The following is a 13370-nucleotide window of genomic DNA, read 5'->3' on the forward strand; positions in this document are numbered from 1 at the left end:
GCAAGACGATGCAAATCATGATTACCAATCTGCCCTCCGACGCATCGGCCGAATCGGTCACCCGCCTGCTGCACGAGGAACTGGGGCTGGGTGCTGCCCATGACATCACCATGGCACCAGGCCTGGGCGAGCGTGTCGCTGCGCTGTTCAGCCTGGACGCCAGCGACGCGGCGGTGCATGCCCTGATCGACAAGCTGAACGGCTATCACTGGCAGGGCCGGACGCTGGGCGCCAGCCACGCCAGCATGTTCAAGGAATAATCTGCCAGCAAAACAAACCAGGGGAGCAAACCATGCGCATCGCCGTTTTCGACAGCAAGCCCTATGACGAGCAGGCACTGAATGATGCCAACGCCGGTCACGGTCACGAGCTGGCCTTTTTCGGTGACCGCCTCAGCCGCAGCACCGTGCCGCTGGCTGCCGGTTTCGACGTGGTCTGCCCCTTCGTCAACGACCGGGTCGATGCCTGCACCATCGCCCAACTGGCCCAGTTCGGCGTGAAGCTGATCGCCCTGCGCTGCGCGGGTTTCAATAACGTCGATCTGGCCGCGGCGCGCGAACATGGCCTGCGCGTGGTGCGCGTACCGGCCTACTCGCCGGAAGCCACCGCCGAACACGCGTTTGCACTGCTGCTGACGCTGGTGCGCAAGACGCATCGCGCGTTCAACCGGGTACGCGACGGCAATTTTTCGCTGGATGGACTGGTCGGTTTCAACCTGCACGGCAAGACCTTCGGGGTGATCGGCACCGGCAAGATCGGCCAGGCCTGCATTCGCATCGCGCGCGGCTTCGGCTGCCGGGTGCTGGCCTACGACCTGTACCCGAATCCCGCACTGGCCAGCGAACTGGGCTTCGAGTACGCCAGCCTCGACGAAATTTTCCCGCAAGCCGACATCCTCTCGCTGCACGCGCCACTGATGGCCAACACCCATCATCTGGTCAACGCCACCAGTATCGCCCTCATGAAGCGCGGAGTGGTACTGATCAATACCAGCCGGGGCGGACTGGTCGACAGCCAGGCACTGCTGGATGCCCTGAAGGATGGCCAGATCGGTGGTGTCGGCATGGACGTGTATGAACATGAGGAAGGGGTCTTCTTCGAAGATCTGTCCGGCGAAGCCTTGATGGACGATGTGCTGGCCCGGCTGACCACCTTCCCCAACGTGATGATTACCTCGCACCAGGGCTATCTGACTGCGGAAGCGCTGGCCAATATCGCCAGCACCGTACTGGACAACGTCGCGGCATTTGCCCGCGGCGGCGAACTGGTCAACGAAGTGCATGGCAGTGCGTAAGCTGCCCGCTCCCTCGCCCCGGTTGGGGCGGTGGGTGCTGACACTACCGTCTTTCCTGGCCGGGCTGTTCACGCTCGGCCTTGGCATTTTTCTGGTCTACACCATTTACTCCGACCGGCTGAACCGCAGCGCCCAGATGGAGCAGGACTTGCTCTGGCAGAAACAGGCGCTGCAGCTGCAGATGGGCAATACCCGGCACGAGCTTGAAAGCCTGGCGGCCACACTGGCCGCCAACGGACTGACGTCGGCGGATTTCACCGCACGCACCCTCTCGCTGATCCAGAACACCCCCGAGCTGATCAGCCTGGCCTATGTCGATGAAACGGGGCAGACGCGCTGGCGCACGCCGCTCGCCCCGCCGGACAACGAGATTCCGCTGTCGCATCGCAATCTGGTGGCACAGCGCGCTGCGGTACTGCTGAACGACGAACAGATCTACAGCCCGCCGATTACCGATACCAGCGCAGGCCCCGTGATCGCGCTGACCAGCCCGGTCAAGCTGCCCTTCGAGGGACGGCATTTCCTGATCGCCCAGTTCGACCTGAACCGCCTGCTGAGCCAGCAGGTGCCCTGGTGGATCGGGCAGCGCTACCAGATCAGCCTGCTGCGAGCCGATGGCTCGGTGCTGGCCAGCAAATTCGACCGGCGTCAGGATGCGGCCAAACTCGCGCAGCAGATCGACCTGGACATCGGTCCGGAAAACCTGCGCCTGCAGGCGCGCGTGTATCGCGAAACCGGCACCTGGAAGCAGAACGCCATGCTGGGCGCGCTGGTGGGCCTGTCGCTGCTGATGCTGGTTTCAACCTGGGTAATGCGGCGACACATTCGCGAACGCCAGAAAACCGAGGCCCTGCTGCGGCGCGAAACCGCCATGCGCATGGCCATGGAGGACTCGCTGATCACCGGTACCCGCGTCATGGATCTGGAAGGCCGGCTGACCTATGTGAACCGGGCCTTCTGCGACATGACCGGCTACAGCGCCGAAGAGCTGCTGAACCACGAACAGATCATGCCCTACTGGCCGCCGGATGCGCTGGAAACCTGTCTGGCCATCAACCGGCGCATTCTGGCAGGAGAAACCGACAGCAGCGGCTTCCAGTGCACCTTCCAGCGCCGCAACGGCGAGCGTTTCGATGTGCGCATCTATGCCGCCCGGCTGGTGGACGGCGAAGGGCAGCACATCGGCTGGATCAGCTCGATCTATGACATCACCGAACTGCAACGCGAACGCGAAGCGCTGCAGGCCTCGCACGAACGCTTTGTCACGGTACTCAACGGTCTGGATGCGGCCGTGGTCGTCTCCGATGCGGTCAGCGGTGAGCTGCTGCTCTCCAACCGGCAGTACCAGTACGAATTCAACCTGCCGGTGCAGCATGAACGCTGCTGTGTCATCCCCTTCCTGCCGCGCGAGCAGACCGCCGCCCTCCCCGCCGAGTGGTTCGACGACTTCGCCCAGCGCTGGTATCAGATCAAGACCCGCCCCAGCATCTGGGTCGATGGCTCGCTGGTCTGGCTGGAAATCCTGACCGACATCACGGCGCTGAAAGACGCCCAGCAACGCGAACAGCAACAGAACGAACAGCTGCAGCAGACCAGCCGGCTGATCTCGATGGGCGAAATGGCATCCAGCCTGGCCCACGAACTGAACCAGCCCCTCGCGGCGATCGCCAGCTACGCCACCGGCTGCCGCAATCTGCTCGGGCAGGCCGAACCCAATCTGCGCCAGCTCGACCAGGCCATCGAGAAAATGGCCGAGCAGGCCAAACGGGCCGGTCTGATCATCCGCGGGATCCGCGAATTCGTGCAGCGCCGAGCGCCGCACCGCAGCGCCTGCGCCATGGATCAGCTGCTGGCCACCGTGCAGGTACTGCTCGCGGCGCACGTCAAAAAAAGCAATGTTAAGCTGCATCTGGATTGTGATCCGCTGCTGCCGCCCGTGTTTGCCGACCCGGTCATGCTGGAGCAGGTGCTGTTCAACCTGATGAAAAATGCCATCGAAGCCATGCACGAGACACCAGCCAATCAGCGCCAGTTGCAGGTGCTGGTCGCCCGGCGCGATGAGATGCTGCAGGTGACAATTGCTGACCGGGGGGCTGGCATCAGCGCCGAACAACTGGAACAATTGTTCAAGGCGTTCTACACCACCAAGAGCACCGGCATGGGGATGGGGCTGAATATCTGCCGCTCGATCATCGAGCACCATCATGGCCGGCTGTGGGTGGAAGCCAATCCCGGAGGCGGCACCCGCTTCCACTTTACCGTACCCTTATCCGAGGACAGTCATGCCCGCGAACCTTGAACGCCGTATCGGCATTGTTGACGACGACGACGCGCTGCGCGACGCCCTTTCCTGGCTGTTTTCCACCCGCAACCACTCGGTCAGTACCTTTGCCAGCGCCGAAGAACTGCTGCGCGACTACCGTCCGGAAGATTTCGGCTGCCTGGTGCTGGACGTGCGCATGCCCGGCATGGGCGGTATCGAGCTGTTCGAGCAACTCAAGAGCTACAGTTACTGCCCGCCTGTGATTTTCCTGACCGGCCACGGCGATGTGCCGATGGCGGTGGCCGCACTGAAGGAAGGCGCGACAGACTTCATCGAGAAGCCCTTTTCCGACAATGCCATGGTCGATCTGGTCGAGCGCTGTCTGGCCGACGACCTGACCCGCCGTGGCGAATGGCAGACGCGCACCAGCGTCAGCCAGCGCCTGGAAACACTGACCCCGCGCGAGCGCGAGGTCATGAAGCTGATCCTCACCGGCCGGCTGAACAAGCAGATCGCGGATGATCTGGGCATCTCGATGAAAACCGTCGAAGTGCACCGCGCCCGCATTCTGGAAAAAATGGCGGTCAAGACCGCGATGGAGCTGGCGGCCCTGTTGCGTGAAGCAGGCATTGAAGGCTGATACCCGGCACCCGATACACAGCCACGCCAATAAATCCAAAGCACCACAGGCAATACCCGATGTTGATGTTGATTTCGCCGGCCAAGACGCTGGATTACACCTCACCTTGCCCGGAGGTGGCGACCAGCCAGCCGGCCTTCATGGCGCAATCGGCCCGGCTGATCCCGCTTCTGCGTGAAAAAAGCCCGGCCGAGCTGGGTGCACTGATGCACATTTCCGACGAACTGGCCGTGCTCAATGCCGGGCGCTACCTGAGCTGGCAAGCCGTGAGCACGGCAGACAACGCCCGTGCCGCGGTCTTTGCCTTCATGGGAGATGTCTACGAGGGGCTGGATGCCGCCGCGCTCGATACCTCGCAACTGGCCTGGCTGACCGATCACCTGCGCATCCTTTCTGGCCTGTACGGGCTCTTGCGCCCCTTCGACCTGCTGCAGCCCTACCGGCTGGAAATGGGTACCCGGCTGGCCAATCCGGCCGGCAAGGATCTGTATGCCTTCTGGGGCACGCAGATCACCGACAGCATCAATGCCCTGCAGCCCGATGTGCTGGTCAACCTCGCCAGCGAGGAGTACTTCAAGTCGGTGAAAGCGAAGCAGCTGGCCTGCCCGGTCATCACGCCGGTATTCGAGGACTGGAAAAACGGCCAGTACAAAATCATCAGCTTCTACGCCAAGCGCGCGCGCGGACTGATGGTGCGCTATGCCGCACAGCACGGCATTCGCGATCCGCAGGCACTGCGCGATTTCGATCTGGATGGCTATGCCCTCGATGAGGCCGCCAGCGACGGCCTGCGCTGGGTATTCCGCCGGCGGATAACTGACTGAAGGCTTGCAGTTACTGGCGAGGCTGACTAGGCTTGAGTACTGCCCACCCCGCCCGAAGCCGCTCATGAGCCGCCCCGACGACCAACGCCTCGATCAGTTGCTGGCCACCAGCCACGACGCCCTGTGGCTGTGGCAGATCCGTCCGGACCAAATCCGACTGGGCAGCCCATGGCGCAAAATGCTGGGCATCGCGGACGACACCGTGCTGAAGCCGGGCATCGACGAGTGGCTGGACCGGATCCACCCGGATGAAAAACCGCGCGTCAACCAGGCGCTGCAGCAGCACATCTCGGGGGTCAGCCCGCTGCTGGAGTGCGAACACCGCCTCGAGCACGAGGATGGCTCCTGGCGCTGGGTGCTGCTGCGGGGGCGCTGCCTGCATGATGGCACTGGCCAGCCCCTGGAGCTGGTCGGCTCCTTCACCGACATCACCGCACAAAAGGTGCTCGACCCGTACACCCGGCTACCCAATCGCATCCTGTTTCTCGACCGCCTGGAGCGTTCGCTGGGGCGCTTGCGCCATGCCCCCAACCACATCGTGGCCGCACTGAACCTGCGCATCCACCTGTCGCAGGGTTACACCGAACTGCTGGGGCGCGACCAGCTCAGCCAGCTGGCGCGCACCATCGGCGAACGCATCGCCGCCGAAGTCCGCCCCTGGGATCTGGTCGCCCAATTCGGCGAGCTGGAATTCGCCGTGCTGCTGGAAATGGTGACATCCACCGATGACCTGCCAGCCATTTTCAAACGCCTGATCGCCGCGCTGCGCAAGCCGGTACAGGTCGACGACAATCTGATCAGCCTGCAGGTCGCGCTGGGCGGCGCCGACAGCACCGTAATCAGCACCAATGAAGAACAGCTGCTGCGTGCCGCAGAAAGTGCGGCCGCACTGGCACAGGAACACGGCAGCAACCAGTATGTGCATTATGACCCGGCCACGCAGGATCAGCTGAGCCGGCGGCTGCGCTTTGAAAGCGAGCTGCTGCGCGCCATCGAGGATTCGGCCTTCGACGCCTACTTCCAGCCCATCCTGAATCTGGCCGACGGCAGCCTGCACGGTTTCGAGGCACTGGTGCGCTGGCAGCGCGCCGGCAGCATGGTCAGCCCCGATGATTTCATCCCGATTCTGGAGCGCCAGGGGCTGATCAGCCAGCTGACCTGGATCATGCTGCAGAAAAGCCTGGTCCGGCATGAAGAGTGGCTGGCCGCCGGGCTGGTACCGTCCTCCAGCCGCGTCAGCGTCAATTTCCCGCCGGAGCAGTTGCAGGATCCGGCGCTGGTCGGCCTGTTGCGCATCATGCTCGACAATGTGCGGGTACCGACCTGCCGGCTGAAAGTGGAAATTACCGAGCGCTCGCTGGTATCCGACAGCGGGCTGGTGCAGCAGACCCTGCAAGCGCTGCACGCGGCCGGCATCGAAGTCGCGCTGGATGACTTCGGCACCGGGTATTCCTCGCTGTCGATGCTGCACCGCTTCGAGCTCGACAATCTGAAAATCGACCGCAGCTTTGTCAGCGAACTCGAGCACAGCGAGCAGGCCGGCAGCATCACCCGGGCCATTGTCGGGCTGGCCGCCTCCAGCAGCCTGAGCACGACCGCCGAGGGCATCGAGACCGTGCCGCAGCTGTACCATCTGCGCAGTCTGGGGGTCAGTTACGGCCAGGGCTACCTCTTCAGCAAGGCACTACCGGCCGAAGACATCCCGCGCTGGCTGCGTGAAGACCTGCCGCGCCTGCACGGGCTGTTCCAGCCCGGCTGAACATCCGCTCAGGCGTGGTGCGTCTGCGTGAGCAGCTTGTCGGTATAGGCAATCGCAATTGCCGAAACCAGAAACGCCAGATGCAGCAGCAATTGCCACATGATGGTGTGCTCGGGCAACTGGCTGGCATTGATGAAGGTCTGCAGCAGGTGAATCGAGGAAATGCTGATGATCGCCAGTGACAGCTTCACTTTCAGCACCGAGGCATTCACATGGTTCAGCCACTCCGGCTGGTCAGGATGCTGGTCGATGCGCAGCCGCGACACGAAGGTCTCATAACCGCCAACTGTCACCATCAGCAGCAGGTTGGCAATCATCACCACATCGATCAGCCCCAGCACGCCAAGCATGATCTGGGTTTCGGTCAGCTCGGTGAGATTGCTGAGCATATGCCACAGCGCCGCCAGGAATTTGTAGGCATATACCCCTTGGACAACGATCAGGCCGAGGTAGATGGGCAGCTGCAGCCAGCGGCTCCAGAAGATGACTTTGCCCAGCGCGGATTTCTTTTGTTCATCCAGCGGATCTTGCGGCAGGGACGAAGGATGCATGGTGGCAACTCCAGAAGTAAAAAACACGATCACCGGCAGGTATACACATGAGTAAACCGCCATTCAAGGCCTGTGGACATATACATCCATCAGACAAGCAGCGCTTGCGGCTGCAGGGCGGGCGCGCCGTCGCGCAGCGTTCGTCTCCCGCCTGGACCAAGCGGCTGCGGCACAGCCCCGCCCGGAACCGCATCGGTTTCGCCAAAATACAAAGACACACGAAAGCTGGCGCAGCACGCACCGCACGTCAGACAAGGATGACGACGCATTGCTGGACGAGCAAAGAACGGGAACGCTCAACAGCGCAGCATGACAGCAAAGCCGCCCACCATCGGCAAGACAGCCGCGCCCGGCACACATACCCCCAACCCCATTCACTGAAAACCGGCTTCAAAAAAAGAGAAAAGGGGCATACCCACCCCTTTATGCCCGTACGTAACTGTCTTCAGTGTGACCAGAAACGCTCCAGCCAGCCCTTTTTCTGCCAGCTGCGCTGCGCGCCGCGCGAGAGGAAATGCTCGGTATAGCGCTTGTCGCCCTCGAGGATGTGATTGGTCAGCCAGTTGCGCAGGAAATGCAGCAATTCGAAGGTCACCGTTTCACCGCCAGCCATGCGCTGCTGCAGCGACTTCATCTGCGCGACCAGTGCCTCGTGATGCCCCTTGTGCTCCTCATAGTCGGGGTAGCCCAGAATGCGCATCAGACTTTCTTCCACCGTGAAGTGGATGCGGGTGTAATCGGCCAGCCGGTTGAGAATTTCGGCCGATGCAGCGCTACCGTGGTGCTGGCGGATCGCGTCGTGCAGTTCGTTGAGCAAGTCGACCAGCACTTTGTGCTGCTCGTCGATTTCCTGAATGCCTACCGAGAGCTCGTCACTCCACTCGATCAGCTTCTCCATGCCGTCCTCCTGATTGTTGTTGTGCCTGCAGGGCGCAACTTTGACCAATCCGGCGGGGAGAATCTTGATCTGGGTCAAATCCGCAAGGCTAGCGCGGCACCGCGGCCAGTCCGGCGTTGAAGCGCTGCAGCAGGCTTTCGGCGTCCGGACGGTTGCGCGGGATGATGAGGTGCAAGGACATCTGGGCCATTTCCTCGCCCAGCGGGCGAACTGCTCTGGCGGTATCGCCCAGATCCTGCAAGACCCGCTCGCCCTGTTCGCGATCGGTAATCGCAAAATCAGCCCGTCCGAGCGCCACCATTTTCATGCAGCTATCCATGCCATAGGGCTTGGCCACTGCCACAGCACCGGACTTCATCATTTCGGCCATCACCGGCAGATGTGCCCAGCCATGCGGATTGCAATAACGCAGCCCCTGCAAGGTTTCCGGCTTTTTGCCATTGAGTGCCCGGCCGGCCCGGCCAAACACCACAAAGTGCAGCTCGAACAGGGGCGCGGAATAATGAAACAGCTTTTCACGCTCCGGCGTGGAGATATACGGGAAGGTGCCGGCAAACTCGCCATCCAGCGCCGCCTGATACCCATGCTGCCAGGGACGCCAAGTCAGCTCCATCTCGAAGCCGGCGCGGGTAGCCGCGCGACGCACCAGCTCCGTGGCCAGCCCGCCTTGCGCCAGTTGTTCATCGGTAAAGGGCGGATAGCCATTGCCGGTTACCAGCTTCAGGGGCTCGGCGCAGGCCATGCCCAGCGACATCCCCAGCACCAGAGTAGCGCACCAGTACCACATCCCTCACCTCCCGCAAGCCGATGACGAATTTCAGTCTAGATGCCCCTCCGGCATTTGTCAGTCGGAAGCGACGGCGGTCAGTCAGCCGAACTGCGCCAGCGCCTGCCGCACCGTTTCGCTCTGGATGGCCACCGTATCGCTGATCGGCTCGGCATAACCACCGGCCATGGTGACCGCCACCGGCACATCAAAGCGCCGGCAGAAGGTCAGCACCAGCCGGTCGCGTTCGGCCAGCCCGGCCATGCTCAACTGCAACTTGCCCAGCCGATCCCCTGCGTAGCTATCCGCGCCAGCCAGATAGATCACCAGCTCAGGCAGGGCCTGCGCAAACAGCGCCGGCAGGGCACCGGCGAGCTGCGCCAGATAGCTGGCATCGTCACAGCCATCGTCCAGCTCGATGTCCCAGTCACTGGTTTCCTTGGTAAACGGGAAGTTGTTGCGCCCATGCATGGAAAAGGTGAACAGTGCCGGATCTTCGCGCAGCATGTGCGCGGTGCCGTTGCCCTGATGCACGTCGAGATCGATCACCAGCGCCCGGCGGACGGCCCCCTCACGCTGCAGCACCCGCAGCGCCACCGCGCTATCGTTGAACACGCAAAAACCGCTGCCGTGATCGGCATAGGCATGGTGCGTGCCGCCGGCCAGACTCACCCCGCAGCCCTCAACCAGTGCGGCACGGCATGCTGCCAGCGTCGCACCGGTCGACGCCAGCGAGCGCAGCACCAGCTCGGGCGACCAGGGCAGGCCGATCACCCGCTGCTCGGCCGCACTCAGCTCGCCGCGCACCTGCCGCCCCACGTAATCCGCGCTGTGCGCCAGACACAGCCCGGCCTCGTCAATCAACGGGGTATCAACACACAAGCCAGCGGCAAAGCTGGCCACCTGCTCATACAGCAGCCGGTATTTCGCCGCCGGAAAGCGGTGGCCGGCAGGCAGCGGCAAGGGATAGTGGTCCGAGCGGATGATCTTCATTCAAACATCACACACAAAACCCAACATCCAGCTCTTTACGTCCATAAGAAAATCAGTAAACTATTGATTTGTCATCAAATGAGTATCGTCCATGCCCTCTCCATCTTCCTACTTCCAAGCCACAAATGTCACTGCCAGCACCAACAATGCGATTAACGCTTTACTTTGCGGCACGAAGTGGGGAGGAGCACTGGGCAGTGGCGTTAGCATGACTTATAGCTTTAACAGCAATCAGTCGTATTACACTCAAAACTACAGTGCGGATCGCGAGTATGAGAATGCCTACCTGCTCAACGCGAATCAACAGAATAACGTCAAAGCCGCACTGCAAACATGGGCCAATGTTGCCAATCTGAAGTTTTCACAGGTGACTGACTCTCAAGCTGCCGCTGGCGACCTCCGCTTTGCTGGCTACCTGGGCATGACAGATGCCAACGCCTGGGCCTACAACCCCTTTGAGGGGGCTGCTGGCGGGGACACATGGTTCAGTGAAGACTGGGGCTACGATAATGATGCAGCCAAGGGCAGCTACGCATACCACACCGCCATCCATGAAATTGGCCACGCACTAGGGCTCAAACATTCATTCGATGTGGAATTCACCGGAGCCACACTACCCACCAGTACAGACAGTACCCGCTATACAGTAATGAGCTACACGCATCCATTCGACTACTCCCCAACCTCCCCGATGCTGTACGACATCCTTGCCATTCAGTACCTCTACGGAAAAAACACTTCCTACAACAGTGGTAATACAACATATAGCTGGGCTGCTGGCAGCAAGATTTTCGAAACGATCTGGGATGGAGGTGGGGTTGATACTATCAGCGCCAGCAATCAGACCTCGGCAGTAAAGCTCAATCTCAACTCGGGGCAAAACAGCACAATCGGTAGCATGATCAATGCCGATCTGAATAATGATGGATACTGGGACAATCAGGGCGTCAATGACCTGCTGTATATCGCCTACGGCACTACCATTGAAAACGCCGTAGGCAGCGGCTACAACGATACCCTGATCGGCAACAGTGTCGCCAATATTCTCAATGGTGGAGGTGGCAACGACACCATGTCCGGCGGATACGGTAACGATACCTATTACGTAAACAGTAATGGCGATACGGTTATCGAGTCCGCAGAAAGCAGCATGGGGGGCATCGACACCGTCGTTGTCTCTACAGGCTCGACACTCACGCTCTCGACATGGACGCTGGGCGCCTATCAGGAAAACCTGATCATCACGGGAGCCGCAAGCTTCAATGGCACTGGCAACGGTCTTTCGAACAAACTGACAGGCAATTCCAGCAACAATATTCTCAAAGGCGAAGCCGGCAATGACGTGCTTTGCGGAGCGGCTGGCAATGACAGTCTCTATGGCGGTGCCGGCACAGACCGTTTCATTCTGGACAGCCTGACGGGATATGACCGAATTGCTGATTTCAGCAGCGGCTCAGAAAAAGTGATTTGTGACAATTCATCCCTAGGCGGTATCGGGGACAAAGATGCAACACTGGAGGGCATTGCGCTGCGCAGCAGCGCAGGTGGCTTCAGCAAAAGTGCAGAACTACTGATATTCAGCAGCAATATTTCGGGCAGCATCAGCCAAACCACCGCGGCAGCAAAAATTGGTAGCGCGAGTTCTGCTTACGCAGTGGGTGATCAGCGATTGTTCGTCGTGGACAACGGCACTCAAACAGGGCTCTTTTTATTCAAAGCCGGTGATGCTGATGCGGCCGTAGAGTCCACAGAGCTCAAATTGCTCGGACTGCTGAATGGACAAACCGGTATTTCGGATTTTCTTTTGCAGGCATAGCGCCTCCCCACAATTACTTCAGGCCAGATCCAGCCCGAAGCGGGTGACGCCGCAGTGCAGGCAGACAAACCGGTACAAGGCCACCGCGCCACCGGGCTGGTAGCGCACGGCCAGATCCGCCCAACCTTCCTGCCAGAAGGGATAATCCTGTTCGAACAGGGCGATGCTGGCGGCGCTGGCGGCCGCCACATCGGCGAGGCCTGCCTCACCGTGAAAGGCACAGGCATCCCCGCAATGCGCCTGCCAGACTTCCTGCTGCCAGCTCGCATAGCCCGGCGTACGCCCGCATACCTCATTCACCACGTCCAGCGGCAAACCGGCCTGCAGCAGGGGGTAATCATCGACGAAGCTCGCCGCGAACATCGTCTCGGCCGCGCCATCGGCAATGCACCACGGGCAGAGCGCGCCCGCCAGCCCGGCGTGCGTGGAATACGGCGCCAATGCATACATCAGGCCACGCGCCAGCCCGCAGCAGCGGCAAGCCTGCTCCGAAGGCACCAGCGCACCGGTGGTCAGCGGATCGGGGTGATAGCGAAACACGGGAAGTTCGGACATGGCTGGCACTGGCTAAGGGTGGGCAGGAATGCAGGAACGCGCTTTGTGCCGCAAGCAGCAACAAGGACACGGGTCGCCATTTGACGCCAGCCGGCCGCGCGGCACAAGCCCCGTTTCAGCGCTGCGGCAGCGGCGCGAGGCTGCTCAGGCCCTGTGCTGTCATCTCGCGCTGCAGTCGCAGCCAGAACAGCCCGCTTTTCAGCCAGTGCTGCAGCATCGCCCGCAACTGGACACGATCGCCTTCGGGCAACGACTTGCTCAGGTACACGCCAGCCAGATTGGTATCCAGATCGCGCACCTGCTGGTAGCGCAGCCGTGGCGCCAGCGTGTCGCGCATGCCGGCGGTCTGGATGGCGCCATCCATCAGATGGCTGCCCATGATGGCGACGTGCGCGCGCCCGGCGGCCATTTTCTTCAGCAGCATTGGCATGTCGGTGACTTCCTCGACCATCCCGGCCGCACGCAGGCGCTCCACCAGGCTGGCATAGGCCGGCCCCCAGTTGTGGCCGCGCACGACGTTCACGCGCAGCTCCGGGTAATTCAGCAGCTCCTCCGCGCGTGTCAGCGCCGGCACCTGCAGGAGCGTGATCACCACCGGGGTCGAGTAATACATGGGTACCAGCTCGGCATACCGGTCACGCTCGGCCGTCTGGGACAGGGGCGCAAACAGATCACCCGTGCCGGTCTCCAGCATGTACATCATGCGCGCCCAGGGCACCGGCTCGAAACGGAACACGCAGCCGCTGGCGACACTGCTCTCGCGCAGCAAGTCCGGGTAGATCCCGCCCAGCTGCTGGCCACTGACGCTTACCAGCTTGCCCGACGACGTCGCCGGCACCACGATCGGCCGCGAGCAGGCCGCCAGCGCCTGTGCCGCCAGTAGCCATCCCGGCAGCCACCACCACATCCGTCCCATGCCAGTCATCCAGCCCCGGTGCAAAACCATAAGCCAGCATAGCAAAGCACCAGAAAGCCTACTGCCCTAAGATCGCCGCGGCATGAGCGACAACC

Annotated in this window: 13 protein-coding genes; 7 read left to right on the plus strand and 6 right to left on the minus strand. The window is 61.6% G+C overall.

Annotated elements, in window-relative coordinates:
- Positions 1–8: 8 nt before the first annotated feature.
- The 6 genes from INR99_RS06955 to INR99_RS06980 all read left to right on the plus strand — a co-directional run bounded on the left by INR99_RS06955 (position 9) and on the right by INR99_RS06980 (position 6780).
- Positions 9–260, plus strand: a complete 252-nt coding sequence (locus INR99_RS06955) for an RNA-binding protein (RefSeq protein ID WP_194115598.1) — start codon at positions 9–11, stop codon at positions 258–260.
- 32 nt (positions 261–292) lie between these two features.
- Positions 293–1294, plus strand: coding sequence for a 2-hydroxyacid dehydrogenase (locus tag INR99_RS06960; RefSeq protein ID WP_194115599.1), 1002 nt, complete (start codon positions 293–295; stop codon positions 1292–1294).
- On the plus strand, positions 1281–3593 hold the full coding sequence (locus INR99_RS06965; RefSeq protein WP_194115600.1) for a PAS domain-containing sensor histidine kinase: 2313 nt from the start codon (positions 1281–1283) through the stop codon (positions 3591–3593). Before INR99_RS06960 ends, INR99_RS06965 begins: the two co-directional genes overlap by 14 nt.
- Entirely contained in the window at positions 3577–4197 is a 621-nt protein-coding gene (locus INR99_RS06970) for a response regulator transcription factor (protein WP_194115601.1), read from the plus strand. Before INR99_RS06965 ends, INR99_RS06970 begins: the two co-directional genes overlap by 17 nt.
- A 59-nt stretch (positions 4198–4256) precedes the next feature.
- Positions 4257–5021: a peroxide stress protein YaaA gene (gene yaaA, locus INR99_RS06975; protein ID WP_194115602.1), complete on the plus strand. Its 765-nt coding sequence runs from the start codon at positions 4257–4259 to the stop codon at positions 5019–5021.
- Positions 5022–5085: 64 nt separating this feature from the next.
- A complete protein-coding gene (locus INR99_RS06980; protein ID WP_194115603.1) occupies positions 5086–6780 on the plus strand; it encodes a putative bifunctional diguanylate cyclase/phosphodiesterase in 1695 nt (564 codons plus the stop codon).
- 8 nt (positions 6781–6788) lie between these two features.
- On the opposite strand, the gene INR99_RS06985 is transcribed toward INR99_RS06980, so the two are convergent.
- The 4 genes from INR99_RS06985 to INR99_RS07000 form a co-directional block, all read right to left on the minus strand.
- A complete protein-coding gene (locus tag INR99_RS06985) occupies positions 6789–7331 on the minus strand; it encodes a TIGR00645 family protein (RefSeq protein ID WP_194115604.1) in 543 nt (180 codons plus the stop codon).
- A gap of 445 nt (positions 7332–7776) precedes the next feature.
- A complete protein-coding gene (locus INR99_RS06990; protein WP_194115605.1) occupies positions 7777–8229 on the minus strand; it encodes a bacteriohemerythrin in 453 nt (150 codons plus the stop codon).
- An 88-nt stretch (positions 8230–8317) separates the two neighbouring features.
- On the minus strand, positions 8318–9016 hold the full coding sequence (locus INR99_RS06995; protein ID WP_194115606.1) for a substrate-binding periplasmic protein: 699 nt from the start codon (positions 9014–9016) through the stop codon (positions 8318–8320).
- 81 nt (positions 9017–9097) lie between these two features.
- Positions 9098–9988, minus strand: coding sequence for a histone deacetylase family protein (locus tag INR99_RS07000; protein ID WP_194115607.1), 891 nt, complete (start codon positions 9986–9988; stop codon positions 9098–9100).
- 91 nt (positions 9989–10079) lie between these two features.
- On the opposite strand from INR99_RS07000, the gene INR99_RS07005 reads away from it, so the two are divergent.
- Positions 10080–11804 (plus strand): M10 family metallopeptidase, encoded by a 1725-nt coding sequence (locus INR99_RS07005; RefSeq protein ID WP_194115608.1) that lies wholly within the window; start codon positions 10080–10082, stop codon positions 11802–11804.
- A gap of 18 nt (positions 11805–11822) precedes the next feature.
- On the opposite strand, the gene INR99_RS07010 is transcribed toward INR99_RS07005, so the two are convergent.
- Both INR99_RS07010 and INR99_RS07015 read right to left on the minus strand, forming a co-directional pair.
- On the minus strand, positions 11823–12359 hold the full coding sequence (locus INR99_RS07010) for a CbrC family protein (protein ID WP_194115609.1): 537 nt from the start codon (positions 12357–12359) through the stop codon (positions 11823–11825).
- 115 nt (positions 12360–12474) lie between these two features.
- Positions 12475–13275, minus strand: coding sequence for a substrate-binding periplasmic protein (locus INR99_RS07015; RefSeq protein WP_194115610.1), 801 nt, complete (start codon positions 13273–13275; stop codon positions 12475–12477).
- Positions 13276–13370 lie beyond the last annotated feature (95 nt).

This window comes from Chitinilyticum piscinae, from assembly GCF_015223195.1.
GTDB lineage: Bacteria > Pseudomonadota > Gammaproteobacteria > Burkholderiales > Chitinibacteraceae > Chitinilyticum > Chitinilyticum piscinae.